Source organism: Pseudomonas canadensis (genome assembly GCF_030980095.1).
Lineage (GTDB): Bacteria > Pseudomonadota > Gammaproteobacteria > Pseudomonadales > Pseudomonadaceae > Aquipseudomonas > Aquipseudomonas canadensis.
On sequence record NZ_CP133298.1, the window covers coordinates 4,266,015 to 4,290,658 of the forward strand.

24 protein-coding genes are annotated in these 24,644 nt (G+C 61.5%); 10 read left to right on the plus strand and 14 right to left on the minus strand.

All coding sequences use genetic code 11. From position 1 onward, the window contains the following. Positions 1 to 23 precede the first annotated feature (23 nt). From RB216_RS19755 to RB216_RS19770, 4 genes are all read right to left on the minus strand, one after another. A complete protein-coding gene (locus tag RB216_RS19755) occupies positions 24 to 2,081 on the minus strand; it encodes a methyl-accepting chemotaxis protein (protein ID WP_308907774.1) in 2,058 nt (685 codons plus the stop codon). A 220-nt stretch (positions 2,082 to 2,301) separates the two neighbouring features. After that, positions 2,302 to 2,592: a DUF3144 domain-containing protein gene (locus RB216_RS19760; protein ID WP_028617181.1), complete on the minus strand. Its 291-nt coding sequence runs from the start codon at positions 2,590 to 2,592 to the stop codon at positions 2,302 to 2,304. A gap of 39 nt (positions 2,593 to 2,631) precedes the next feature. Further along, positions 2,632 to 3,327 (minus strand): tRNA (adenine(22)-N(1))-methyltransferase, encoded by a 696-nt coding sequence (locus RB216_RS19765; protein ID WP_308907775.1) that lies wholly within the window; start codon positions 3,325 to 3,327, stop codon positions 2,632 to 2,634. Next, positions 3,324 to 4,043 carry a FadR/GntR family transcriptional regulator gene (locus RB216_RS19770; protein ID WP_028617183.1) on the minus strand — a complete coding sequence of 240 codons (720 nt, stop codon included), beginning with the start codon at positions 4,041 to 4,043 and terminating at the stop codon, positions 3,324 to 3,326. The genes RB216_RS19765 and RB216_RS19770 overlap by 4 nt, the downstream gene beginning before the upstream one ends. A 382-nt stretch (positions 4,044 to 4,425) precedes the next feature. On the opposite strand from RB216_RS19770, the gene RB216_RS19780 reads away from it, so the two are divergent. Further along, complete coding sequence (locus tag RB216_RS19780) at positions 4,426 to 5,787, plus strand: MFS transporter (RefSeq protein WP_308907776.1); 1,362 nt, start codon at positions 4,426 to 4,428, stop codon at positions 5,785 to 5,787. A 19-nt stretch (positions 5,788 to 5,806) separates the two neighbouring features. Beyond that, the gene (gene gudD / locus RB216_RS19785; protein WP_305381987.1) at positions 5,807 to 7,132 is read left to right on the plus strand and encodes a glucarate dehydratase; all 1,326 of its coding nucleotides are present in this window, start codon (positions 5,807 to 5,809) and stop codon (positions 7,130 to 7,132) included. 119 nt (positions 7,133 to 7,251) lie between these two features. On the opposite strand, the gene RB216_RS19790 is transcribed toward gudD, so the two are convergent. Next, positions 7,252 to 8,175: an ABC transporter substrate-binding protein gene (locus RB216_RS19790; RefSeq protein ID WP_308907777.1), complete on the minus strand. Its 924-nt coding sequence runs from the start codon at positions 8,173 to 8,175 to the stop codon at positions 7,252 to 7,254. A gap of 241 nt (positions 8,176 to 8,416) precedes the next feature. Here RB216_RS19790 and RB216_RS19795 point away from each other — a divergent pair, with 241 nt between their 5' ends. Next, positions 8,417 to 9,658 (plus strand): acyl-CoA dehydrogenase family protein, encoded by a 1,242-nt coding sequence (locus RB216_RS19795; protein ID WP_308907778.1) that lies wholly within the window; start codon positions 8,417 to 8,419, stop codon positions 9,656 to 9,658. 105 nt (positions 9,659 to 9,763) lie between these two features. Here the strand turns inward: RB216_RS19795 and argE are convergent, their stop codons facing one another. From argE to RB216_RS19830, 7 genes are all read right to left on the minus strand, one after another. Beyond that, entirely contained in the window at positions 9,764 to 10,927 is a 1,164-nt protein-coding gene (gene argE / locus RB216_RS19800; RefSeq protein ID WP_308907779.1) for an acetylornithine deacetylase, read from the minus strand. Further along, a complete protein-coding gene (locus tag RB216_RS19805) occupies positions 10,924 to 11,598 on the minus strand; it encodes a DUF1028 domain-containing protein (protein ID WP_068932080.1) in 675 nt (224 codons plus the stop codon). Before RB216_RS19805 ends, argE begins: the two co-directional genes overlap by 4 nt. 9 nt (positions 11,599 to 11,607) lie before the next feature. Continuing rightward, positions 11,608 to 12,339, minus strand: a complete 732-nt coding sequence (locus tag RB216_RS19810) for a class II aldolase and adducin N-terminal domain-containing protein (protein WP_028617190.1) — start codon at positions 12,337 to 12,339, stop codon at positions 11,608 to 11,610. A 54-nt stretch (positions 12,340 to 12,393) separates the two neighbouring features. Beyond that, positions 12,394 to 13,224 (minus strand): ABC transporter substrate-binding protein, encoded by an 831-nt coding sequence (locus RB216_RS19815; protein WP_068932082.1) that lies wholly within the window; start codon positions 13,222 to 13,224, stop codon positions 12,394 to 12,396. A 42-nt stretch (positions 13,225 to 13,266) separates the two neighbouring features. After that, a complete protein-coding gene (locus RB216_RS19820; RefSeq protein ID WP_068932083.1) occupies positions 13,267 to 14,139 on the minus strand; it encodes a phytanoyl-CoA dioxygenase family protein in 873 nt (290 codons plus the stop codon). Between the two features lie 25 nt (positions 14,140 to 14,164). Continuing rightward, a complete protein-coding gene (locus RB216_RS19825; protein ID WP_068932084.1) occupies positions 14,165 to 15,682 on the minus strand; it encodes an amino acid ABC transporter permease/ATP-binding protein in 1,518 nt (505 codons plus the stop codon). Positions 15,683 to 15,994: 312 nt separating this feature from the next. Continuing rightward, entirely contained in the window at positions 15,995 to 16,969 is a 975-nt protein-coding gene (locus RB216_RS19830) for a LysR family transcriptional regulator (RefSeq protein WP_028617194.1), read from the minus strand. A gap of 182 nt (positions 16,970 to 17,151) precedes the next feature. On the opposite strand from RB216_RS19830, the gene RB216_RS19835 reads away from it, so the two are divergent. The 4 genes from RB216_RS19835 (at position 17,152) to RB216_RS19850 (ending at position 20,039) form a co-directional block, all read left to right on the plus strand. Further along, complete coding sequence (locus RB216_RS19835) at positions 17,152 to 17,574, plus strand: RidA family protein (protein WP_028617195.1); 423 nt, start codon at positions 17,152 to 17,154, stop codon at positions 17,572 to 17,574. Positions 17,575 to 17,591: 17 nt separating this feature from the next. Continuing rightward, entirely contained in the window at positions 17,592 to 18,032 is a 441-nt protein-coding gene (locus tag RB216_RS19840) for a type II 3-dehydroquinate dehydratase (protein ID WP_028617196.1), read from the plus strand. A 184-nt stretch (positions 18,033 to 18,216) separates the two neighbouring features. Beyond that, positions 18,217 to 19,467 (plus strand): flavin-containing monooxygenase, encoded by a 1,251-nt coding sequence (locus RB216_RS19845; protein WP_236321108.1) that lies wholly within the window; start codon positions 18,217 to 18,219, stop codon positions 19,465 to 19,467. Between the two features lie 125 nt (positions 19,468 to 19,592). Further along, positions 19,593 to 20,039 carry a hypothetical protein gene (locus RB216_RS19850; protein ID WP_028617198.1) on the plus strand — a complete coding sequence of 149 codons (447 nt, stop codon included), beginning with the start codon at positions 19,593 to 19,595 and terminating at the stop codon, positions 20,037 to 20,039. Between the two features lie 56 nt (positions 20,040 to 20,095). Here the strand turns inward: RB216_RS19850 and msrA are convergent, their stop codons facing one another. After that, positions 20,096 to 20,602 carry a peptide-methionine (S)-S-oxide reductase MsrA gene (gene msrA / locus RB216_RS19855; RefSeq protein WP_028617199.1) on the minus strand — a complete coding sequence of 169 codons (507 nt, stop codon included), beginning with the start codon at positions 20,600 to 20,602 and terminating at the stop codon, positions 20,096 to 20,098. Between the two features lie 132 nt (positions 20,603 to 20,734). Between msrA and RB216_RS19860 the strand changes: the two genes are divergently transcribed. Genes RB216_RS19860 through RB216_RS19870 form a run of 3 tightly spaced genes read left to right on the plus strand, consistent with a single transcriptional unit; the run spans position 20,735 to position 23,725 of the window. After that, positions 20,735 to 21,778: an alpha/beta hydrolase family protein gene (locus RB216_RS19860; RefSeq protein ID WP_236321106.1), complete on the plus strand. Its 1,044-nt coding sequence runs from the start codon at positions 20,735 to 20,737 to the stop codon at positions 21,776 to 21,778. Positions 21,779 to 21,805: 27 nt separating this feature from the next. After that, positions 21,806 to 22,324, plus strand: coding sequence for a DUF2569 domain-containing protein (locus RB216_RS19865; protein WP_308907780.1), 519 nt, complete (start codon positions 21,806 to 21,808; stop codon positions 22,322 to 22,324). A 6-nt stretch (positions 22,325 to 22,330) separates the two neighbouring features. Beyond that, positions 22,331 to 23,725 (plus strand): aminotransferase-like domain-containing protein, encoded by a 1,395-nt coding sequence (locus RB216_RS19870; RefSeq protein WP_236321105.1) that lies wholly within the window; start codon positions 22,331 to 22,333, stop codon positions 23,723 to 23,725. Here the strand turns inward: RB216_RS19870 and panB are convergent. Beyond that, the gene (gene panB, locus RB216_RS19875) at positions 23,713 to 24,528 is read right to left on the minus strand and encodes a 3-methyl-2-oxobutanoate hydroxymethyltransferase (protein WP_068932090.1); all 816 of its coding nucleotides are present in this window, start codon (positions 24,526 to 24,528) and stop codon (positions 23,713 to 23,715) included. The genes RB216_RS19870 and panB overlap by 13 nt on opposite strands. Positions 24,529 to 24,644 lie beyond the last annotated feature (116 nt).

Below are 24,644 nucleotides of genomic sequence, written 5' to 3' on the forward strand. Positions count from 1 at the left end.
GCGTGGTCACCACAAAAACCTGTTCAGCCCAGGCGAAACCGCGCGGTGTTGTCGCTCAATGCCTGGCTGCCTTTGCTCAAGGTGTCGGCCGCTCGGTTCACAGCCCGCGCGCCGTCGAGCAAACGCCCGGCCGCCTGGTCCACTTGCTGGATATTGCCGCTCACTTCATCCGCCGTCGCCGCTTGCTCTTCAACAGCAGTGGCGATCTGCGCCAGGGTGTCGGTGACGTGTTGCACCGCACCGGCAATCTCGCCCAAACGTGTGCCCAGCCCGGTGACGGATTCAGCATCCGTCAGTGCCTGTTCACACGCGGCGCCCATCAACGTGACCGCCTGGCTGACCGTGGCGCGCAGGCTGTCGACCGTGCCGGCGATCTGCGCCGTAGACGCCTGGGTGCGTTGCGACAAGCTGCGCACTTCATCAGCCACCACGGCAAACCCGCGGCCCTGCTCACCGGCACGGGCGGCTTCGATGGCGGCGTTGAGCGCCAGCAGGTTGGTCTGCTCGGCAATGCCACGGATGGTGTCGACCACCGACTGAATCTGCTGGCCCTGCTGGCTGACCTGCTCCAGCGCATCGGCGGTGTCGGTCAGGCGCAGGTTGAGTTGCTGGATGCTGGCCGTGGTGCGCTGGCTGTCGCGGCTGCTGTCTTCGGCGATGCGTCGGGTCTGCTGGGCGCTGCCCGAGGCTTGTTCGCAGCTTTTGGCGACGCCCAGGGAGGTGGCGGCCAACTGGGTCGCGGCGGCGGCGATCTGGCTGATTTGCAGTTGCTGGTCTTCGACTTCGGTCAGGGTGCTGCCCGATTGCGAATTGAGGGTGAGCACCGCCGAGCCGAGTTGCTGCGTCTCGTGGTTGACCCCCAGCAGGCTGGTGCGCAGTTGCACCACCGCAACGTTGAGCGCGGTGCTGATGGCCGCGAGTTCGTCGCGCCCTTCCACCGCCACCTCGACGCACAGGTTGCCGTCGCGCAGGGACTCGGCCAGGGTGGTGATGCCACTGGCACTGCGGCGAATCGAGGCTTGCAGGCATATGAACAGGTAAAGCGCGGCCAAGGCCAGCAGGCTGAATGTCGCCGCGACGGGAATGAATTTCTGCAGCGAACGATCACGGTAGTAACCCAAGCGCGCGTCCAGCGAATGCAGCGACTGGTTACGCAGCGCGCCGAGGCTGTCGAGCATCGCGTCGACACTGCGTTCGAAGCCTGCGGTGTCGAGCTTGATGGTGCCGCCGAAGACGCCGTCGTCGAGCACCTTGAGTTCGTTGTCCAGCCGTTGCAGGCTGTCGTCGTACTGCGCGGTCCAGGGTTCGAGACCGGCGTATTGCTTGGCCTTGAGCGAGCCTGCCGCCTTGACCAACTGGTCCCGCGCGTCGCCGATCCGACCGCGCAGGTCACGCATCTGCAAGCGGCTTTGCAACGTGAACTGCCCCGACGCGATAGACGACTGGCCGACACTGGCCATGCGCCCGATACGCTCGATCAGGTCAGGGGTGTGCTGGGTGGAAATCTGCATCAGCAGGTAGGTTTCCAGCCACGGGTCGAGGATCAACCCGGCGTCGAGGGTGATCTGCTCGCGCAGGGTTTGCATCGCGGTCAGGGCCGCGGTGAAACGGTCGTAACCGTCCGGCCACCAGCCCACCGTGCGCAGGGATTGGGAGTCCATGCCCTTGACTGTCGCCTGCAAGGCGTCGAAGCGCGCGAGGATATCAGTGCTGGCGTTCTGGGCTTTGAGTGAATCGCCCAGGGTTTGCAGGCTTTGCAGGATCACCGGGAAATTGGCGTCGACCTTGTCCATCGCCGCCTTCGCCGCCGGGGTGGGCGCGTGCAGTATGTCCGCCGCCTTCCAGCGTGCGGCCAGGTTGCGCTGGGCCGTCAATTGACCGTCCAGCGCATCCAGGGCCAACAGTTGCCGGACACCGGACTGCTCGCTGGAAATCACGGTCAATTTGTCGCGATAGTCCGAGCCGATCATCCACAGGCTACCCGCCAGGGGCAGCATGAACAGGAAGAACAGGATCTGGAACTTGCGCGCAAAGCCGAAACGCCCCAACAGGCGTATACCCGGTAATAAAAGGCTGTGCATGTCCGACCACTCCCCAAAAACGACCCACGCGGTGCGCCGCGGGGTGAAGCCTTGAAATGACTAACGGCAAAATGCCATGTCATTGATTAGCTTGACACTAGCAAGATACGGGCCGCTGTCAGCGCGCCCGAGATAGGCGGCGCGGGGACCAATCGAGAACGTAGCGTGCGCGAAAATGGGGCAAAAGCACTCAAGGCCTGTGCAGACCTGTAACAGTGGCCTATCGGGTCGACATGTACCGGTCAAAATTATTGATGTGATCGTCCAGATTATCCTCAAGCATCATCCGGTACTGGTCGCAGAAGTACTTCAACATCGCCTCCCGCGCCTCGGCCATTTCCGCGCCGGACTTGAAGTTGCGCGCGCTGGCCCAGGCGTTGAAGCGCGTGGTGCCGAACATCATCGAGGCGCTGACCTGGCCGAGGTTTTCGTGAGCCTGGAGTTGCTCGTTCGACAATTCGATGTGCGCGTCGGCGCGGTCGTAGAAGGTGGGGTCGGTGGCGTCGGCCATGGTGGGTGTCCTAGGTCATCAGGTTTGAATGAAGGGGTATCAGGCCAGTAGCGCGGTAATCCATTTCGCCTGCTGCACGATCTCTTTTTGCTTCTCTTCCGGCACCGCTTGCCGAGCGTGCTCGAAGCTGGCCAGGGTCTTGTGTTTTTGGCGCAGCATATGTTGCCATTTGGCGATGAACACTGGGCTGCGCGCCTGCAGTTGCAGCGGCCCGAAGTACAACTGCTCAGCGGTGTAAGCCACTGGCCCGGCGCGCTCTGCGACAATGATCTCGTAGTAAAAGCGGTTTTCGCGCAGCAACTCTTCTCGAAGGATCGAGTAACCGTTATCCATCAGCCATTGGCGCAACGGTTGCTCACCGCCGTTGGGTTGCAGGATCAATCGCTCTTGGCCGCTCAGGTGCCGCTTACCGCTTTCGAGAATGTCACGGATAGTCTCGCCGCCCATGCCGCAGACGCTGATCGCGGTGATGCCGTCATCGGGCTTCATGGCCGCCAAACCATCAGCCAGACGCACGGTGATCTGTTGCTCCAGGCCGTTGTCGCGCACGGTACGTTGCGCCGCATGAAAGGGTGTGGTCGCGACCTCCCCCGCCACTGCCATCGTGATCAGGCCACGGCGCATCAATGCTACCGGCAAATAACCGTGATCGGAGCCGATATCGGCCAGACGCGCGCCCTTCGGTACGTTGGCGGCGACGCGCTCCAGTCGCAGGGATAAGGTGTGTTCGTTCAACGCCCCTGCTCCCCCGAAAAACGGTCCCGGCTGTTGGTCAGATGCAACACCATGGCGGCGCGGGCGGCGTCCGGGTCCTGGCGTTTGATCGCGTTGAAGATCGCCTCATGTTCCAGGTTCGCCAACTGGCCCAGTTGGGCAAAGTCGGCGCCGCCACGCTCATCGCCTTTCACCTGGGTGCGCGGGATCATCGCATTGCCCAGGTGCAGCATGATTTCAGTGAAGAAGGTATTGCCGGTGGCCTCGGCGATCAGTTGGTGAAAGCGTTTGTCTTCCTCCACGCAACTGTCGTTGTTGGCCAGGGACGCCTGATAGTCGTCGAGTGCCTGGCGCATGTGGGCCAGTTGTTGGTCGGTGCGGCGCACGGCGGCCAGTGCGACGGCTTGCACTTCCAGGCCCAGGCGCAGCTCGAGCATGTTGCGCACGCTGGCCACCGTGTCCACATGGAGGCGCAGGCCCTGCTGGGCGTGCTGTTCCAGCACAAAGGTGCCGATGCCGTGACGAGTCTCAACCAGACCGGACGCCTGCAACTTGGAAATCGCTTCGCGCACCACGGTTCGGCTCACGCCATGCTCAGCCACGATGGTGGATTCAGAGGGCAGCTTTTCGCCGGGTTTCAACTGGCCGAGCAGGATGCGCTGGGTCAGCGCGTCGACCACGCCCTGGGCCAGGTTGGTGGAGCGTTTACGGACAGCGGGTCCATGTTCAATGGGCATAGTGACGAATCCACAGAGTTAGCGGGTGCGAGCTTAACACCCTGTAGGAGCGAGCTTGCTCGCGAAAAACCTGAGCACGCCGCGTTCATCCAGGGTGCCCGCGTTATCTTTGACGTTTTTCGCGAGCAAGCTCGCTCCTACACAGAATGTCGTGTGAGGCAGAAGATCTCAACTTGTATGACAACTAACATTAATCCAGTTACCGTCCTCCGCAAACACCCAGCCCCGAAAACCCCTTAAAACCTAATAGATGCTCAAAAAACCTGTTTATAAACACAAAAAAATCACCCACCCCATTGCGACCTGAAAAAAACAACTTGTATGATGTCTATCAACAAGACACGCAAACCCGCATAAAAATAATCAGGGGGAGTTTTGAATTGTGACCAATTCAATCCATGTATCTGCCGTACCCGAAAGTGATCCCGTCCTCGCGCGCGCCGTGAGCAAAGTGAAGCGCCATGTGCTGCCACTGTTCGTGATCATGTTCATCCTCAACTACATCGACCGGGTCAACATCGGCTTTGTGCGCACGCACATGGAGCACGACCTGGGCATCGGCGCCGCCGCCTATGGCTTCGGCGCCGGACTGTTCTTCATCGGCTATGCCCTCTTCGAAGTGCCCTCCAACATGTTGCTGCAAAAGGTCGGTGCGCGTATCTGGCTGACTCGCATCATGTTCACCTGGGGCATCGTCGCCACGCTGATGGCGTTCATCCAGAACGAAACCCACTTCTACATCCTGCGCTTCCTGCTGGGTGTGGCCGAGGCCGGTTTCTTTCCTGGGGTGATCTACTACTTCACGCGCTGGCTGCCTGGCGTGGAACGCGGTAAAGCCATCGCCATCTTTTTGAGCGGCTCGGCGGTTGCGTCGCTGATTTCCGGCCCGCTGTCAGGCGTGCTGTTGCAAATCGAAGGCTTTGGCTTCCACGGCTGGCAATGGATGTTCGCCATTGAAGGCTTGGCTTCGGTGGTGATTGGCTTCTTTGTGTGGTTCTGGCTGGACTCCAAACCCCACGACGCCAAATGGATGACCCGCGAAGAACAGGATGCACTGGTCAATGCCATCGACCAGGAACAGCGCGACCGTGAGGCCCTCACCAGCGTCAAGCCGTCCCTCGGCAAGCTGCTCAAGGACCGCCAGATCCTGCTGTTCTGCGCGCTGTATTTCTGCATCCAACTGACGATCTACGCCGCCACCTTCTGGCTGCCGAGCATCATCAAGAAAATGGGTGACCTCAGTGATGTGCAGGTCGGGTTCTTCAACTCGATCCCCTGGCTGATCTCGATCATCGCCATGTACGCCTTCGCCTCGTTGTCGGGCAAGTTCAAGTTCCAGCAGGCCTGGGTGGCGGCAGCGCTGTTGATTGCGGCAGCGGGCATGTTCATGTCCACCACGGGCGGGCCGGTCTTTGCCTTTGTGGCGATCTGCTTTGCGGCTATCGGTTTCAAGTCGGCATCGTCACTGTTCTGGCCGATTCCCCAGGGCTACCTGGATGTGCGTATCGCCGCCGCCGTGATCGCGTTGATCAACTCTATCGGCAACCTGGGCGGCTTCGTTGCGCCCACCACGTTCGGCTTCCTGGAACAGACCACCGGTTCGATCCAGGGCGGGCTCTATGGTCTGGCCGGCACGTCGGTGCTCGCAGCGATCCTGGTGTTTTTCGCCAAGACCGCGCCCTCTGCCGCGCTGACGTCACCGAGCGCCGTGCCCACCCGCGCCGCCCTCAGCAAACCTCTTTAAGACCATTCAGGAACTTGCCATGACTACGCCCGTCGTTACTCACTTCCAGGTTATCCCCGTCGCCGGCCACGACAGCATGCTGCTCAACCTCAGCGGCGCCCACGGCCCGTACTTCACACGCAATATCGTCATCCTCAAGGACAGCTCCGGCAACACCGGCGTGGGTGAAGTGCCCGGCGGCGAACGCATCCGCGAAACCCTGGAAGACGCCCGCAGCCTGGTGATCGGCCAACCCATCGGCCAGTACCAGCGCATCCTCAACCAGATGCGCAGCACTTTTGCTTCCCGCGACGCGGCGGGTCGTGGTTTGCAGACCTTTGACCTGCGCATCACCATCCATGCCGTCACCGCCATGGAAGCCGCGCTGCTCGACCTGCTGGGTCAGTGTCTCGAAGTCCCGGTGGCCGCCCTGCTCGGTGAAGGACAGCAACGCGACGCGGTAAAAATGCTCGGCTATCTGTTTTATGTCGGCGACCGCAGTGCCACCGACCTGGCCTACCGCAACGAAGCCGACAGCGACGATGAGTGGTTCCGCCTGCGCCACGAAACCGCGCTGACGGCCGACGCCGTGGTGCGCCTGGCCGAAGCCGCCAAAGCCAAATATGGTTTCAATGACTTCAAGCTCAAAGGCGGCGTGCTGAGCGGCGACGAAGAAATCGAAGCCGTCACCGCCCTGGCCGAACGCTTCCCGGATGCGCGTATCACCCTCGACCCGAACGGCGCCTGGTCATTGAAAGAGGCCATCCGCCTGTGCCGCGACCAGCACCACGTACTGGCCTACGCCGAAGACCCCTGCGGTGCCGAAAACGGCTACTCGGGCCGCGAAGTCATGGCTGAATTCCGCCGTGCCACCGGCCTGAAAACCGCCACCAACATGATCGCCACCGACTGGCGCGAAATGGGTCACGCGATCCAACTGCAATCGGTGGACATCCCCCTCGCCGACCCACACTTCTGGACGATGCAGGGCTCGGTACGCGTTGCGCAGATGTGCCATGAATGGGGCCTGACCTGGGGCTCGCACTCCAACAACCACTTCGACATTTCCCTGGCGATGTTCACCCAGGTCGCCGCAGCAGCACCGGGCGACATCACCGCCATCGACACCCACTGGATCTGGCAGGACGGCCAGCACCTGACCAAGGCGCCGCTGAAAATCGACGGGGGTTATGTAAAAGTGCCGAGCAAGCCTGGCCTGGGGGTGGAGATCGACATGGACGCGGTAGCCAAGGCCCATGAGGTGTACAAAGGCATGGGCCTCGGCGCGCGGGATGACAGCGTGGCGATGCAGTTTTTGATTCCGGGGTGGCGCTTCAACAACAAGCAGCCGTGCCTGGTGCGCTGATTCAGATGTTTGTAGGGGCGGGTTTGCTCGCCAAATACTCGAGACCGCCGCAGTCCTCCTGAATGCCCGCGTTATCGTTGGCACTCTTGGCGAGCAAGCTCGCTCCTACAATCAAGGATTTAAAGCACCCGATCAAACAACGGCGCCACGTCATACCGCTGCTTCAACATCTGCGCATCCACCAGAAAATCCGCCGTGGCCTGGGCCTCGCTGATGATCGTCGGCGAGATCGGCAGCACCTTGATCGCATCGCGCTTGAACCACACTTTGGCGATTTCCGGCGCCGACTGGTTGGCCTTCGACCAGGCTTCGGCGTACTCATCCACGTGCGTGTTACTCCACACCCGGGCACGGGTCAGGCGGGCGATGAAGTCCTTGATGATCGCGCTTTTCTGCGCCAGCGCCGGCTCGTAGGCGACGATGTAGGTCGGTGCGCTCATCAGGCCCTTGGCGTTGCGGATCAGCGTGCTGCCTTCTTTTTCCTGCAGCGACACGTAGGGTTCCCAGGTGCCGAAGGCGTCGATGTCGCCCTGGGTCAGCGCCAGGCTGGCCTCGGCCGGCAGTAGGTATTTGAAGTGAACGCTGCTGCGCGGCACCCCGGCTTCATCCAGCGCTTTATAGGCCAGTTGCTGGCTCCATGAGCCGTTCCAGATGGCGACGGTCTTGCCCTTGAGGTCGGCCACCGACTGAATGCCCTTGCGCGCGACGATGCCCACGCCGTCGAGGCTGGTCTGGGTGCTGGCGACGACTTTGACCGGTGCGCCATTGGCGGCCAGGCTGATCACCGGGGTGTCGCCGACGATACCTACGTCCAGCGCGCCGCTGGCCACGGCCGAGGCCACCGGCGAGCCGGTGTTGAAGCGCTTGAAGTCGATTTTATAAGGCAAGTCTTTCAGCTCGCCCGACAGCTCCAGCACGATGCGGTTGGAGAAGAACTGGTCACCCACGGTAAGGGTCAGCGGTTCTGCGGCGCCGGCCGATGGCCCATACAAAGCAAGAAAGGCCAGGCCCAGCAAAGACAGCAGTGTTCGACGGTTGATCATGGAAAATCCCACAGGGTTGGAGGGTTGGTTCAACCATCCGTGGGCGTGCAGTCTGGTCGTTGGTCGTAGAAGCTAACGCAATAAAAGCGCGGGGTTTAATACTGTTGGGCACTATCGATAGAACCGTCGTACAGGTCGCTAGCTGCTTTTCGTATTAAAAACTTCGCCGCGCCTGAGTTAGGGTGAGCTCACCAGACCACTGGACCCCAGCACCTGAACCATTTTCTGCAAGGTCCATTGCATGTCGATTCCCGCTTTGAACATCTGGGGCGCACCGCCCACTGCCCGTTACGAACAACTGGCCGCACCGTTTCGCCCGCTCTTTGCGCAGATTCTCGCGCAGGCGGCGGTGGCGGATCAGACACGCGGCAGCCTCGCCACCGTGATCCAGCAACTGAACGCCTTGGGCCTGCCGCGCTGGCGCCTGCCAGCCAGTTATGGCGGCCAGGATGCAACGTTGGTCGAGTTGCTGGCGCTGCTCACAGAGCTGTCCGCCGCCGACTCCAACATCACCCAGGCCCTGCGCGGGCACTTCGGTTTTTGCGAAGACGTGCTCAGCGCCAAGGACTTGGATTGGCGCGCCAAGTGGCTGGACCGGCTCGGCCAGGGTGCCCTGCTCTCTCCCGGCAGCACTGAAGTCGGCAACCAGGCCCGTGGCGATTTCGAAACCCGCCTGCACCGTGACGAAGCCGGCGCCTTGCGCATCAGCGGCAGAAAGTTCTACACCACCGGCGCGCTCTACAGCGACTTGATCAACACCATCGCGACGGGCGAAGACGGCACGATCTACAGCGTAGTCGTCGACCTCAAGGCCCCCGGCGTGCAGATCGTCGATGACTGGAATGGCTTCGGCCAACGCCTCACCGCCAGCGGCACCTGCATCTTCGACAATGCGCCCGTGGTGGATGACGATGTACGCCCCACCCAACAGCGCTTTGGCCACGGCCAGTCGTTCTTCCAGCTCTACCACCTCAGCACCCTCGCCGGCATCGCCCGCCGCGCCGCCCTCAGCGGTGCCGAGGAACTCAGCCAACGCGCGCGCACCTTCACCACCGGCAATGCCGACACCGCCGGCCAGGACGTACAACTGCTGCAGGTGATCGGTGAAGTCGCCAGCCAAGCCTACGCCGCGCAAGCCATCGCCCAGCAAGCGGCGCAACGGCTGGAGCACACCGCACGGTATGTGATCGCCCATGACCAGCCATTGCACGATGACGATCCGCAGATTGCGCTGGCTGAATTGGAAGTGTGCCTGGCAGTGAACCCGGTGGTGGATGCGACACTGGCGGCCACCACGGCGCTGTTCGATGCACTGGGCGCCAGTGCCACCGCCAGTAACAAGGCGCTGGACCGGCTGTGGCGAAACGCGCGAACCCTGGCGAACCACAACCCGCGCGTGTACAAATCGCGGATTGTGGGGAATTACCTGGTGAATGGGATTTTGCCGCCTGCGCAGTGGCGAGTAGGCGTGGCGAAGGTATAACGGCCATAACTTGGCCCTATGCTGAGCGGGCCTCTGTATGTTGAGCGGGCTTGCTGTGGTGAGCGGGCTTGCCCCGCGCTGGGCTGCGAAGCAGCCCCAAAACGGCTAACGCGTTTTTGCAGGGCGGCTCACAAACCCCAGCACCCGCGCCAGCATCCGATCACACGCCTGCAACTGCGCCACGCTGATGAACTCGTCCGGCTTGTGCCCCTGCTCCATGCTGCCCGGCCCGCACACCACCGTGGGAATGCCGGCTTGGTCGAACAGCCCACCTTCAGTGCCAAAAGCCACGGTGCCGAATTCCCTTGAGCCGCAGAACTGCGCCACCCACTCGGCGGCCTGACTTTCCAGCGACGTGGCCAACCCCGGATAGCTGGACAACTCGCTGAGACTGATCGCCGATTGCCCACTCACCGCCCGCATCGCCGGCAGCAGGGTCTGCTCGGCGTATACCTGTAATTGCCGGGCGACCTGCCAGGGATCCTGAGTCGGCAAGGAGCGCACTTCGAAGTCGAAACTGCAGTCCTGCGGGACGATATTCAGGGCCTTGCCGCCGTTGATAAGGCCGGTCTGCACCGTGGAAAATGCCGGATCGAAACGCTGATCCAGATGCTGCGGCGCCTTGAGCGCTTCGCCGAGCCGCACCAGTTCGCTGATCAAGCGCGCGGCGTATTCAATGGCATTCACGCCCGTCGGCGCATAGGCCGAATGGCACGCCGCACCGTGCACGTGGCAACGCATCGCCAGTTTGCCCTTGTGGCCGAATACCGGCTTGAGTTCGGTGGGTTCGCCGATCACGCACAGCAGCGGCTTGACCGGCTGCCCATGGAATCGCTCGATCAGCGAACGCACACCCAGGCAACCGACTTCTTCGTCATACGACAGCGCAATGTGCACCGGCATGCGCAGCGAAGCCTTCGCCAGGGCCGGCACACACGCCAGCACACAGGCGATATAACCCTTCATGTCCGCCGTGCCACGGCCGTACAACTTGCCGTCTTTCTCGGTGAGGTCAAACGGCGCCACGCTCCAGCGCTGCCCATCCACCGGCACCACGTCGGTATGCCCGGACAACACAATGCCGGGCACGTCTGCCGGGCCGATAGTGGCGAGCAGATTGGCCTTGCTCTTGTGTTCGTTGTACACCAACTCGCAGGCCACGCCGTGGTCCTGCAGGTACGTGCGCACAAAGTCGATCAAGGCCAGGTTGGATTCGCGGCTGGTGGTGTCAAAACGCACCAGTTGCGCCAGCAGGTCGCGGCTGTTCATCGGTCGTCTCCCGGTACGGCGTAGCCGGGTGCGACCTGTGGGTTGATGGCGCGGTCGATGTAGGCCTGCAACTGCCCACGATAAGCCTGCCAGAGCTGGTCGAGGGCGCCGATGGGGTCTTCATCCGCCCAGTCCACGCGCAGGTTGACGATGGGCCACAAGAGGTCATCGACGATAACCAGCGCCGCCGAATGCACCGGCCCGGCTTCACCACCGCCCGCCACGCCGGCGTGCATCGCGGCCAGCAAGCGATCGGCAAGGTGCCCCGAGGTCGTTTCGAACGCCGTCACCATGGCCTCGATCACGCAGGGGTTGGCCAACATGTTCCCCGCCGCCACGCATTGCTCGCCACTCACCGCGTTGTGAATACCCAGGGTCTGCGCGCCGCTGAAATGCGCCGTGCGGCCTGCGTTATCAATCACCGTCACCTGGCGATATTCACTGTGATCCTGCCCAGCCAAGGCGGCCAGCGCCTCACTGGGCGCCAAGCCCTGTTCCAACAGGTCCAGCACCTGGGGGCCTAGGCTGGGCAAGGTGATGTTCTGCGACGCCACCGCGCCCACGCCGGGCCGTAGCCACGGGCAACGCGCGCCCACCGCAATGCTTGATGAGCTGATGGCGATACCCAACTGGCCCGTCTCGGCGCAGCGGGCGACAACGGAAAAAGTCATGTGGAGTCCTCAGTCGAGCACGGAAGGGTCTGCGTCGATCATCAACTGCTTCATTTCTTCAAAGTGCTGACGCGAGAAATCGGCAATACCTTCCCAGCCGCGCGCAGTTTTTTCCGCCACTTCATCGGACAGCACCCGCAACGGCTGCCCGGTGGACCAGGCGGTGACGAGGATCTGGCAGGCGCGCTCCAGGGTCCAGATATCGTCAAACGCTTCACCGATGGAACCCGCCGTGACCATCACGCCGTGGTTGCCCATCAGCAGCCGACTCTTGCCATCCAGCAGCCCGGCCAGGCGCGCGCCTTCGGCCTCGGTGTCGGCCATGCCGCCGTACAGCTCGTCCACCGCCACGCGGTTGAAATAGCGCGCGGTGTTCTGGTCGATCGGTGGGATATGCGGCTTGGCCAGGCATGCCACAGCGGTGGTGTAGACCGGGTGCAAATGCAGCACCGCGCGGGTTTGCGGCAGCAGCCGATGAATTTGCCCGTGGATTGACCAGGCGGTGGCGTCCACATTCGGGTGATCGGCACAGGATGAATCGTCGGCGTTCAGCAGCAACAGGTCACTGGCGCGGATACGGGAGAAGTGCTTCCACTTCGGGTTGAGCAAAAACTGTTTGCCATCGGCCGATACGGCGGCGCTGAAATGGTTGGCCACCGCTTCATGCATGCCCAGGTGCGCGATGATGCGAAAGGTCGCCGCCAGGTCGATGCGCGTCTGGTCTTCGTGGGATAACGCCATGAATCGGTCTCCGCAGGGCGCGGCCGCACGCGAATGCGGCACGCGCTGATAGGTTTACTTCGGCATCAGTGCCGCGATGTCGGCATCGGTCGGCGCTTCGAAGTTGTACTTCTTGAGCAAAGCGGCGTACTCAGGCGTAGCGCGGTATTTTTCCAGGCCTTCAAGCAAGGCTTTTTTCACCGTGTCATTGCCCTTCTTCACGCCGAAGCCATTGAGCACCGGGTAGATCAGGGTGTCGGACGAGATCACCACGCGGCTGCCGAGCTTGTCGATCACGCCACGGGCCACGGCAGCGTCGGTGATCTGCGCTTCAACCGCGTGGGCCAGCAGGGCCTGGGTGGTTTGCGGGTCGGTGCTGTATTCGCTGATCTGGATCGGCTTCAGGCCCTTGGCCACGCAGTACTCGGCCGACAGCTTGTTCATCTGTGCCAACCACGACGTGGCGCCCATCGAGCCGATCTTGTGGCCGCAGAACTCTTCCGGGGTCTTGGGCTGGAAGCTGCTGTCCTTGAGGGTGAGGATCGACTCGCCGCTCTTGAGGTAAGGGATCATGTCGATGACCTTGACCCGCTCCGCCGTGATGTACATCGACGAATTGGTCACATCGAAACGCCCGGCTTGCAAGCCGGTGATCAGGTTGGGGAAACGCGTGTCGAGGGTCTCGACCTTGCGGCCCATGACCTTGCCCAGGCCGTCCATGAACTCGATGTCAAAGCCTGCGGGCTTGTTGTTATCCATGTACTCATACGGGAAGAACGTTACGTCGGAACCGGCGATGATCTTGCCGTCCTGCTGGAACGCCGAAGCCGCCAACGAAGTCATCGCAACCGCAGCGCCCAGCAGGCACACGGCAAGGGGACGAACACTTTTACGAAACGCTGTCATGGTGATTACCTGCAAGGTTTTAGTAAGTAGCAAGGAATGTGGCTAGGCAGTGGCTGAGTCTTGTCCGGCCTGTTGCACGAAGAACGAAGCGCCACGGGGCTTTTGCGGCAAGCGCATGTGGTTGTCCGTGGAACGCACCAAGCCACTTTCTTCACCGGCCACCAGCAGGCCGGCATGTGCGCTGGGCAGAGGGTTTTCGCCGAATGGCAGCGCGTCTTCAGCGGCGTACACGCTGATGAAGAGGGTGCGCGGCAGTTCGGTCTCGTTAGGGCTGGAAGCATGCAAAAGGCGGGTGTGCATGAAGCACACGGAGCCCGCGGGACCGTAGCAGGCCACCGCTTGCTGGCAGTGTTCTTCGACGACAGCGTCGTCCACCGAACCGGTAAAACGCTGGTGCTGCCAGTGTGACCACAGCGGGCCTTTGTGGCTGCCGGGGATCACGTTCAGCGGGCCGTTTTCCGGGGTCACTTCGCTGACCATCAGCAAGGCGGTGACGATATCGTCGTTGCTGTGGGGCGTGAACAGGAAGTCCTGGTGCCACTTCACCTGGGTCGCCGTATGGGGCAGTTTCGAGTTGATCTTGCTGTGGTGAAAGCGCGTGCCGTGGGCGCCGATCAACTGCGCGGAAATCGCCGCCATGCGTGAGTGCAACGCCACACGCTCATAGGCCGCTGAAATCTCGGTGGGCGAACTGACCCGGCGCAGCGACGGGTGATCGGCGCGGTGATCGCCCTCCAGATCAAAACGCTCGCGGCCATCGACGGTGGCGCCCCAGCCCTGCGCGTGGCTGCGGCTTTCTTCGACCCACTGGTCGAAATCGTGCTGCAACGCGGCCACTTCCTCCGGCGACAGCACGCCTTCGACCACCAAGAAACCGTCACGCTGGAATTGTTCGATTTGCGCTTGCTCGATCATTGTGTTTTTCCTGAACGTTGAAAGGTCACGCCAGCGAGACGTCCTTGAGGAACGCCTCTACGCGTGGGTTGTGGCCGCTGCGCAAGGCGCCCGGCGTGTCGTCGCAGACCACGCGGCCCTTCTCCATGAACACGATGCGGTCGGAGACCTTGAAGGCGAAGTTCATCTCGTGGGTGACAATCACCATGGTGATGCCCTCCTCGGCCAGGGCTTCGATGACTTGCAGCACTTCGTTGACTTTCTCCGGGTCGAGGGCCGAGGTGGGCTCGTCAAACAGCATGATCTGCGGGCGCATCATCAAGGCGCGGGCGATGGCCACGCGTTGTTGTTGGCCGCCGGACAGCTGGTGCGGGTATTTCCAGGCATGGTCGAGCATGCCGACCTTGTGCAGCAGTGCGTAGGCCTGCTGCTTGAGCTCAGACGTCGTGCCCAGCCGATGGTATTTCGGCGCCATCAGCAGGTTGTCAAGCACGCTCAAATGCGGGAACAGGTTGAAGCTCTGGAACACCATGCCGATGTTCAGGCGATGTTCGGCGTGCTCGATGTACTGGGGTTTCTGCGCGCCGACTTTGTTCAGGTGAATAAAGGGCAGGCCATTGATCCTGATCTCGCCGTTATCCAGTTGTTCAAGGCCGTTGAGCAGGCGGATCAGCGTGGTTTTACCAGAGCCGGACGGGCCGATCACCGACACCACTTCGCCGGGCTGGATCTGCAGGTTGACCGAGCCCAGCACCTCGATATCGTTGTAGGCCTTGTGCAGCCGTGCGGCTTGCAACGCGGGTTCGCCGTTGCTGGCCGGGCGCGCCAAGGCGATGCGCTGTTGGGTGGCCAGGGCCAGCACCGCTGCATCGGGAACACGGGAGACGTTGCGCTGGTTGACGTCGAGAAAGCGCTCCAGGCGTTTAAGCAGGAAGTCGAACACCGTGACGATAAACACGTAGAAAAACGCCACCGCCGCCATGGTCTCGATCACCAGGAAGTTCTGCGAATACAGACGCTGGCCGACCATCAGTATCTCGGTCAGCGAAATCACCGACACCAACGAGGTGAGCTTGACGATAGAGATGTACTCGTTGGCCAGCGACGGCAACGCCACCCGCAATGCCTGGGGAATCACTACGCGCCATTGCGTGCCGAAGAACTTCAGGCCCAACGCCCGCGCCGCTTCGCCCTGCCCTTTGGGGATCGAGAGCAGGCCACCGCGATGGATCTCGGCCACGTAGGCGGTCTCGCAGATCACCAGCGCCAGCAGGCCGGACCAGAACGGGTCGGCCAGGATCGCCGAGGTGCCGGGCAACGCTTGCGGCAGGTTGTAGATAAAGATCAGCAGCACCAGCAGCGGCAGGCTGCGGAACAGCCAGATATAACCACGCGCCGGCACGCTGAGCAGGCCGTGCCTGGATTGCTTGGCCAGCGCCAGCAGAAAGCCCAGGCCGATGCTCAAGACCCAGGTCAGGGTACTGAGCTTGATCACCGTCCACGTCGCGCGCCAGAACTCGGCATCGCCCAGCAAACCAAACATGTAATTCCAGTCGAATGTCATCGTCGCTGTGCCCTGAGAAGTTGATCTACATCGATGGGTTCAGAGTCGTGGGGGGGAGGCACTTGGGTCAATTCGTAAAAGCCGGCCCTTTGAGTAGGGAGAACCTATGCAGTGCCAGGGCGCTTGTTTTCTGTGGTGACTGGGCATGCTGTGGTGAGCGGGCTTGCCCCGCGCTGGGGCGCGAAGCGGCCCCAATCCAGCCCACCTTTTTATAAGTCATCACTCGCCAGCAGATTTTAGGGCCGCTCCGCGCCCCAGCGCGGGGCAAGCCCGCTCACCACAATGCAGCCGGCGCCTGTATTTGGTGCAAGCTCAGCTCACCCCACTCAAGACCCGCACTGCATGCGGATCAAAAAAGCTCGGCGGCGCCATGCCGGGGATGTACTGGTCGGACACAAACATGCGGCAGCGCTCGGCAAACGCCGACACCACGCGCGACAGCTGAGTGTTGCTGGCCGTGGCGTAGCCCAGGCGCATCGGCCGGTGGGCGCCCGCCAGGCGCAGGCGGATCACGCGCTTGCCGTCCTGAGACAGGTTCGATTTCGGCCGCGCATTCGCGAAGGAATAGCCGATCCCATTGCCGACCATGGCGCGCACCGTTTCGAGGTTGGTGGAACGCATGATGATATTCGGCGTGGTGCCGGCCTGGATGAACAGGCTGAGGAAATAGTCGCGGCTCCAGGGCGTGTCGAGCAGCACTACCGGGTAGGCCTCAAGGTCTTGCATGCTCACAGCCGGCGAGTTCGCCAGCGGGTGATACTCGCCGACCATCACATAGGGCGGCAGCTGTGCCAGGGGCTGGAAGTCGATGTCCGGGCTGGTCACCAGGTCGTAGGTCAGGGCGATATCCAGCTCGCCACTGCGCAGTTTTTCCAGCAACTCTTCGTGGTTGCCTTCGGCTTGCGTCAGCCGCACGCCAGGAAACGCACGGCCGAAACCAAACACCAATTCCGGCGTGATCATCGGCGCCAGCGACGCCAGGCAGCCGACCCGCAACGGCCCGCGCACGGTGTTCAAGGACTCCGACGCGATGGTGTAAAGGTTGGTCATCTGCTCCAGGATCAGCTTGGCTTCCTGCATCACCAGGCGCCCCACCGCCGTGAGGGAAATGCCCTGGGCGTGGTGGCGGATAAACAGCTGGATGCCCAGCTCGGCCTCCATATGGGTGATCGCCGCCGAGATCGACGGCGACGACACGTGGATGCGTTCAGCGGCAGCACTGATGCTGCCTGCCTCTCCCGATGCAACGAAATACTCCAGTTGACGCTGAGTAATACGACTGAGCATCACGCCTGCCCCTCAACAATGACTGTACCGGAAGCGTTGCAGGGTTCGTGCCGGGTCAGGCGCCAGGCGATGAGTTGCACGGGCTTCGGTTTTTCCTAAGCACTACCCCGCACAAATGCTGGTTTCGTCGTAACCGGGCCAGTGTGAAGCTAGCGGCATCCCGCTTCCCATGAGTTGCCGTTATGCCGACCCACACCCGCATCCGCATGTTCAACACCCAACAGACCTACCCCAACCAGACGCTGGACAACGACCTGTGCCAAGCCGTGCGCGCCGGCAACACCATTTATGTGCGCGGCCAGATCGGCACTGATTTCGACGGCAACTTGGTTGGTCTCGGCGATCCACGCGCCCAGGCGGAACAGGCGATGAAGAACGTCAAGCAACTGCTGGAAGAGGCGGGTTCTGATCTGTCGCACATCGTGAAGACCACCACCTACCTGATCGACCCGCGCTACCGCGAGCCGGTGTACCAGGAAGTCGGCAAGTGGCTCAAAGGCGTATTCCCGATCTCGACCGGGCTGGTGATCTCGGGCTTGGGCCAGCCGGAGTGGTTGATGGAAATCGACGTGATTGCGGTTGTGCCGGATGACTGGCAGCCCTGAATAACCTGGAGTACGCCATGACCCACCCTGTGTTTTTCCTCAACGGGCCCAACGCCAACCTCTACGGCCTGGACAAAGCCGGCACCTACGGCAGCGAAAGCTTCGCCAGCATCCAAGCCCGCTGCCAAGACCTCGCCGCGACCCTGGGCCTGACCCTGGATTTTCGCCAAAGCAACCATGAAGGCGTGCTGGTGGACTGGATTCAAGAGGCACGACTGAACGCCGACGCCATCGTGATCAACGCCGCCGGGCTCAGCTACAGCTCGGTGCCGATCCTTGATGCGCTGCTGGCCTTCGACGGTCCGATCATCGAAGCGCACATGAGCAATATCTGGAAGCGCGAACGCTTCCGGCACCACTCCTACGTGTCCAAGGCCGCCACCGGTGTGATCGCCGGGTTGGGGGCGCTGGGTTACCAACTGGCACTCACGGCCGTGGCCGAGCTTTTAGAAACATAAGCTTCAGAGACAGCCGAGCTGTTGTGGTGAGCGGGCTTGCCCCGCGCTGGGGTGCGAAGCGGCCCCACACCTGACAGCGAGGTTTGCCTGAAAGAACGCCATGACTTGATCAGGGCCGCTACGCGCCCCAGCACGGGGCAAGCCCGCTCACCACAAATAGTTAACCTATCCTCGGGAACCGACCATGTCAGTAGAAACCATCAACACCCTGGTCGTCGGCGCAGGCCAGGCCGGCGTCGCCATGAGTGAACACCTGTCGCTGATGGGCGTGCCGCATATCGTGCTGGAACGCCACCGCATCGCCGAACGCTGGCGTTCAGAGCGCTGGGACTCCCTGGTCGCTAACGGGCCGGCCTGGCATGACCGGTTTCCCGGCCTCACATTCGAAGGCATTTCGCCGGAAGCCTTCCCCCCCAAAGAGCGTATGGCCGACTACTTCGAAGCCTACGTGGACAAATTGCAGGCCCCCGTGCGTACTGGCGTCGAGGTGCAGCAGGTAGAGCGTCATGTGGGACGACCGGGCTTCAAGGTGACCACATCGACCGGCGTGATCGAAGCCGCCAATGTGGTCGCCGCCACCGGCCCGTTCCAGCGCCCTTCCATCCCGAACATCGTCCCGAGCACCGCGCCGCTGCATCAACTGCACTCTTGCACCTACAAGAACCCCGGCCAACTCCCCGAGGGCGCCGTGCTGGTCGTCGGCGCTGGCGCCTCCGGCTCGCAAATCGCCGAAGAACTGCAAAAGGCCGGCAAGACCGTGTACCTCTCGGTGGGCGAACACTACCGCCCTCCCCGCGCCTATCGCGGCCGTGACTACTGCTGGTGGCTGGGTGCATTGGGCCTGTGGGATGAAGTCAAAATCCAGCCGAAGAAGAAGCACGTGGCCTTTGCGGTCAGCGGTTACGAAGGCGGCAAGACAGTCGACTTCCGCCGCCTGGCGCACCAAGGGATTCACTTGGTGGGCGTCACCCAGGATTGGAAAGACGGCGTCATGACCTTCCAACCCGGCTTGGCCGAGAACGTGGCTCAAGGGGATCGCGCCTACTTTGATGTGCTGCGCGATGCAGATGCCTATATCGAAGCGAACGGGTTGCCGTTTCCCCCGGAACCGCAGGCCTGGGAGTTGTTGCCAGATCCTGAGTGTTTGGTGAACCCAGTGTTGAGCCTGGACCTGGCAGAAGCGGGCGTGACCACAATCCTCTGGGCCACTGGCTTCACGTTCGATTTCAGCTGGTTGAAGGTCGATGCATTCGATGAGAAAGGCGAGCCGTTCCACAAGCGCGGGATCTCGGCGCAAAGCGGGATTTACTTTTTAGGCCTGCCGAATCTGGTCAACCGCGCGTCATCGTTTATCTACGGGGTGTGGCACGACGCGAAGTATGTAGCGGACCACATCGTGTTGCAGAATGAGTACATGGCGTACGGCAAATCCTGACGCCCTGACGATGGTTTGGTGTTTTCTCGACTCATCGGTGTTGTGTCAACATGGGCTCTATTACCCCATGGATTTAGCCAGGGAACAGCCGATAGTGCTGCCCTGGGACACAAGGAAACGATGACGTGGCAACAGAAAAAACCAAGAAGGTGTTTTGGTATTCGGCGTGGGGATTGCTGTTTGCAGGTTTGGCCGGCGTGCTGATAAAACAGGCCTTCGAAGAGACACCCGAGCCCAGCAAACCCAGCTACCTCAGCGACCTGATCATCCTGACCGCGCGAACGACGGCTCGTAATCGAATGGTCAACGAGGACATAAGGTTCGACCGGGCGGAAGCGGCCAACAGCCACGCGATAAGGTTCTATTACACGTTGGTCAATTACGACACCCAGCCTGATAGCTTTGACCTGGACGCAACACTCTCAGACATCACCCAGGCAGTTTGCGCCGCGCAGATGCCAAAAGACTCGTCAATCCTCACACTGGGCGGCACCTTCATTTACATTTTTGGCAGTAAAAACGTAAAAGAGGTTGGGCGATTCGAAATCGACAAGCAGAGTTGTGCTGGCTAACGGTGAAGGGGGCGGATTGATTCGCCCCCCTTTTAATTTTCTGCCGATGCGTCGCCTTAACCCCGCTTCGGCAACTTCCAGTTCGGCCGAATAAAGTGGCAGGTATACCCGTTGGGAATCCGCTCCAGGTAATCCTGATGCTCCGGCTCTGCCTCCCAAAACGGCCCCGCCGGCTCAATCTCCGTCACCACCCGCCCTGGCCATAACTTCGATGCATCCACATCCGCAGCCGTGTCTTCGGCAATGTCACGCTGCTGCTCACTCAGGTAATAGATCGCCGAGCGATAACTCGGCCCAAGATCATTGCCCTGTCGGTTCGGTGTGCTCGGGTCATGGATCTGGAAGAAGAACTCCAGAATCTGCCGATAACTGATTACCGCCGGGTCAAACACGATCTCGATCGCCTCCGCATGGTTGCCATGGTTGCGGTAGGTGGCATTCGGCACATCGCCGCCGGTGTAGCCGACGCGGGTGTGCAGCACGCCGGGGTAGCGACGCAACAGGTCTTGCATGCCCCAGAAGCAGCCGCCGGCGAGGATGGCGGTTTCGGTTGGGTTGGTCATGGTCGGTTCTTCCGCGCAATGGATACAGGCAAGTTATGGGGTTGGGTTGGCAAATACCAAGGGTAAAGGGGGGTACCCAGACGATCGGTTTCAGGTAATGATGCGCGACCAAAATCAAGGAAGATAACAACAATGAAAACCGCCTTGCGCGCCCTGCTTGTGTTTTGCCTGACCACGCCCGCCCTCGCGGCCGAAAGCCCTGTCGGCTTCAAGACCACCACCCTGCCCGACGCGCAGACCAGCCGCCCGCTGGAAATGGTGGTCTGGTATCCCGCTGCTGCAACCAGCGCAAAACCCCAGCTGATCGCCGACAACGGGGTGTTCATCGGCGCCCTCGCTGTGACAGATGCACCACCGGCTGCCGGTGAGCATCCTTTGGTCGTGCTCTCCCACGGCTACGGCGGTAATTGGGGCAAACAGGTGTGGTTGGCCAGTGCCTTGGCGCACAAAGGATACATCGTAGCGGCAGTCAACCACCCTGGCACCACCACCAAAGATCGCAGCCCGCAGGCCGCCGCTCAACTATGGAAACGCCCGGCCGACCTGAGCCGTGCCATTGATGCGGTCCTGGCCCAGCCCAAGCAATTTGGCGCGGTGGCAAAAAATCGCATTGCCGCCGTCGGCCACTCCCTCGGCGGTTGGACCGTGCTTGAGATTGCCGGCGCGCGTTTCGATCCCGATCTGTTCACCCAAGCCTGCGACGCACACCCGAAGCTCGGCGGCTGCATGGGTTACCACGAGATGAACCCCGCCGGCACACCCGAAGGCAAAGTCCAGTTGGCCGCTGACTTGAGCGACAAACGCGTCACCGCCATTGTGTCCCTGGACCTGGGCCTCGCGCCCGGCTTCACCGACGCCAGTCTGGCCACACTTTCCGTACCGGCGCTGGTGATCGCGGGTGGCGTGCCCACGGAAGATATGGACCCTAACCTGGAGTCCGCCGCGCTGGTCAAGCGCCTGCCCAAAGCCTCGACCCAGTACGTGGAGATCGGCGACGCCACTCACTTCACGTTCATGTCGATCTGCAAGCCGGGCGGCATGGAGCTGATTGAAGAAAGTTCGCCGGGCGATGGCATGATTTGCCGGGATGGAGACGGGGCTCGGCCAAGGGCAGAGATCCAACAACAGGTGGTAGGACTGATGACTGCGTTTTTGCAGCAATCGTTCAGCCATTGATCAACTGAATCACCCATGGAGCGCAACATGCAAGAAAGCCAAGAGTTGAGAGGGTTACGAGGCTGGCTCGTGCTCATTGTAATAGGCCTGGTCATCTCGATTTCCCGCACGGCCTATAGCCTGCTTGCGGTGCATTACCCTATTTTTGCGGATGGCTCCTTTACCCTGATGTCGACGCCTGGAACTGAGTTGTACAACCCGTTGTGGGCGCCGATTCTGGTGTCGGAAGCGCTGATTAATGTGTTGTTTGTCGCTACCTACGCGTACCTCATTTACCTCTTCATCACCGAGCACTATCTATTTCCCAAGGTCTATATCGCGACGGTGATTGCTTCGGCGGTGTTCATTCCGCTCGATGCCTGGGTGTGCTCATTAGTGTTTGTAGATGAACCCATCTTCGACGCCAACACGACAAAAGAGCTGGCACGGACATTGATTGCCTTGTTCATATGGGTGCCTTACATGCTGGTCTCCAGACGGGTAAAAGCAACGTTTGTCATGCATAAGCCGCAGAGCGCTGACGCGCACACGGCCGTCGGCTCTTGAGTACGCATGGCTAACCCCAAGGACACCGCCTTCGCCTATCAAGCGGTGTACCGCTACCTCGTCGAGTTGATCGAGGCCGGCCCCGTGCAAAGCGAGCAAAAACTACCGTCCCTGCGCCAATTGGCGCAGCGCCTCGGCGTGTCGGTGTCGACCACCAAATACGCCTATTCGTTGCTGGAGGATGAGGGACGGATCTACGCCCGGCCCAAGCTCGGTTATTTCACGCGGTTGATACCCGCGCCTTTATCGACTGAACGCTCATCCAACCTGCTCGACCAGGTCTTCGCCAACTCCCGCCAACCGGGCATGCTGGCCCTGAGCGCCGACGTCCCGGCCATCCTGCTGTCGCTGGAAAACCCGCTGCTGATGATCGAGCGCGAACTGGCCCGCCACTACCCGCGCGCCCTGACACCGCAGTACCTGCCCTTCGGCGAGCCCGAGTTGCGCGCGGCATTGGCTGAACGCTACACCTGTTCCACGGGCAACTACTGGCAGGCCGATCAGGTGTATATCGGTGCGGACCTGCACAGTGTGTTGGAGCTGGCGCTCAACGCCCTGGACCTGGCAGGCAGCGTGGCGCTAGTAGAGTCGCCGTGTTCGTGGGCGATCCTGCGCCAGTTGCAGGCGGCGAACATCCGGGTGATCGAACTGAACCTGGACGACGACGGTCGTTTCGACCTGCTGGCCTTGAATGAACTGCTCGAACATACGCCCGTCCGCCTGGCAGTGCTGTCATCCACTGTGAACATTCCCCACGGCAGCCGCATGCCCGCCGAGGATAAGCAGCAGGTCTGCCGGTGGCTGGCGGAGCGGGCTATCTGGTTGTTCGAAAACGATACGTACGGCGACTTGTATTTCGCGCCCCAACCGGCGCGCTATCGCGACTTTGCCGACCCTCAGAAGCTGCTGGTGTTCTCGACCTTCGACAAGGTGATCGGCTCGGAAGCCCCCTATGGTTATGTGCTGTGCCGTGGATGTGGGCCGCAGTTGCAGCGTTTGTTCCTGGAGCGGGCGTTTCGCCTCTCACCGATCCGTCAGAAAGCGATCGCCAAGCTCTACACCTCCAAACGCATCGACGCGCACCTGCACAAGCTGCGGGCCTTGCTGCACGAGTGCATGATCCGCATGAAAAACCTGCTGGACGAATACGCCCAGGGCGCCTTTGAGGTCATGACTGCGCAAGGCGGCGCGTGCTTCTGGCTTGCGGCGACGCACCCGGTCGACATGCGCCAGGTGCTCGAACGCTTGCTGGCCGAGCGCATCGTCATCGCCCCCGGTGAACTGTTCAGCCAGCAAGGCAGCTGGAAACAGCACCTGCGCCTGAGCTTCACCCTCGATTGGAGCAAGGATATCGCCCAGGCCGTGGAGCAGTTGTCGCGCGCGGTTCGTCAGAGCCCGTAGCAGTGCCGTGCCTCTGGGAAGCGGCCGTGGCGAACGTCTTCGGCAAACCGCTCGCAGGCGTCGCGGATCAATGCCCCCACATCCGCGTACTGTTTGACGAAGCGCGGCAGGTGTTCACCGCCCAGGCCCAGCACATCTTCAGTGACCAGCACTTGGCCGTCGCAGGCCGGTGATGCGCCGATGCCGATGGTCGGCATTTTCGAGTCGAGGGTGATCTGACGGGCCACGCCTTCAGCCACGCCTTCGAGCAACAGGCTGAACGCCCCCGCCTGCAGATTGGCCCGTGCGTCCTCGGCAATCCGCGCGCCGGCTTCAGCGGTGAGGCCCTGGGCCTTGAAGCCGCCCATCACGTTGACGAATTGCGGCATCAGTCCTATATGGGCCATCACCGGAATACCCCGCGCCACCAGGAATTCGACAGTGCCGGCCAAGGCCTGGTTGGCCTCCAGCTTCACGGCATCGCAGCCCGTGCGCGCCAGCACCTGGGCGCAATTGCGAAAGGCCTGCTCGTTGGATTCCTGATAACTGCCAAACGGCATGTCGGCAATGACACACGCCAGGCGCGTGCTGTCGACCACGGCGCGGGTGTGGCCGATGATTTCTTCAAGCTGCATGCTCAAGGTCGAAGGCCGGCCATAACCGACCATGGCCGTGGAATCGCCGATCAGGATGAAATCGACCAACGGATCGATCAGCTTGGCGATGGCACTGGAGTAAGCCGTCAGAGAGACGATTTTCTGCTGCCCTTTCATGGCAACCAATTGTGGGACGGTCAGGCGTTTTGTACGAGTGTGGAGGCTCATCTGGTGACTTCCGTTGTGCGGTGGAGCACCCGATTATTGGCGAAAGGACAGGCGATTCAATGCACAGATCGGCGCTAAAAAGCGACCCAGTGAGCGAAGCTGGTATCATCCCGAGC

Coding starts and splice junctions, on each gene's coding strand:
- RB216_RS19755 (WP_308907774.1), bottom strand. CDS start 2,081: ATGCACAGCCTTTTATTACCGGGTATACGCCTGTTGGGGCGTTTCGGC.
- RB216_RS19760 (WP_028617181.1), bottom strand. CDS start 2,592: ATGGCCGACGCCACCGACCCCACCTTCTACGACCGCGCCGACGCGCAC.
- RB216_RS19770 (WP_028617183.1), bottom strand. CDS start 4,043: ATGCCCATTGAACATGGACCCGCTGTCCGTAAACGCTCCACCAACCTG.
- gudD (WP_305381987.1), top strand. CDS start 5,807: ATGACTACGCCCGTCGTTACTCACTTCCAGGTTATCCCCGTCGCCGGC.
- RB216_RS19790 (WP_308907777.1), bottom strand. CDS start 8,175: ATGATCAACCGTCGAACACTGCTGTCTTTGCTGGGCCTGGCCTTTCTT.
- RB216_RS19795 (WP_308907778.1), top strand. CDS start 8,417: ATGTCGATTCCCGCTTTGAACATCTGGGGCGCACCGCCCACTGCCCGT.
- argE (WP_308907779.1), bottom strand. CDS start 10,927: ATGAACAGCCGCGACCTGCTGGCGCAACTGGTGCGTTTTGACACCACC.
- RB216_RS19805 (WP_068932080.1), bottom strand. CDS start 11,598: ATGACTTTTTCCGTTGTCGCCCGCTGCGCCGAGACGGGCCAGTTGGGT.
- RB216_RS19810 (WP_028617190.1), bottom strand. CDS start 12,339: ATGGCGTTATCCCACGAAGACCAGACGCGCATCGACCTGGCGGCGACC.
- RB216_RS19815 (WP_068932082.1), bottom strand. CDS start 13,224: ATGACAGCGTTTCGTAAAAGTGTTCGTCCCCTTGCCGTGTGCCTGCTG.
- RB216_RS19820 (WP_068932083.1), bottom strand. CDS start 14,139: ATGATCGAGCAAGCGCAAATCGAACAATTCCAGCGTGACGGTTTCTTG.
- RB216_RS19825 (WP_068932084.1), bottom strand. CDS start 15,682: ATGACATTCGACTGGAATTACATGTTTGGTTTGCTGGGCGATGCCGAG.
- RB216_RS19830 (WP_028617194.1), bottom strand. CDS start 16,969: ATGCTCAGTCGTATTACTCAGCGTCAACTGGAGTATTTCGTTGCATCG.
- RB216_RS19835 (WP_028617195.1), top strand. CDS start 17,152: ATGCCGACCCACACCCGCATCCGCATGTTCAACACCCAACAGACCTAC.
- RB216_RS19840 (WP_028617196.1), top strand. CDS start 17,592: ATGACCCACCCTGTGTTTTTCCTCAACGGGCCCAACGCCAACCTCTAC.
- RB216_RS19845 (WP_236321108.1), top strand. CDS start 18,217: ATGTCAGTAGAAACCATCAACACCCTGGTCGTCGGCGCAGGCCAGGCC.
- msrA (WP_028617199.1), bottom strand. CDS start 20,602: ATGACCAACCCAACCGAAACCGCCATCCTCGCCGGCGGCTGCTTCTGG.
- RB216_RS19860 (WP_236321106.1), top strand. CDS start 20,735: ATGAAAACCGCCTTGCGCGCCCTGCTTGTGTTTTGCCTGACCACGCCC.
- RB216_RS19865 (WP_308907780.1), top strand. CDS start 21,806: ATGCAAGAAAGCCAAGAGTTGAGAGGGTTACGAGGCTGGCTCGTGCTC.
- RB216_RS19870 (WP_236321105.1), top strand. CDS start 22,331: ATGGCTAACCCCAAGGACACCGCCTTCGCCTATCAAGCGGTGTACCGC.
- panB (WP_068932090.1), bottom strand. CDS start 24,528: ATGAGCCTCCACACTCGTACAAAACGCCTGACCGTCCCACAATTGGTT.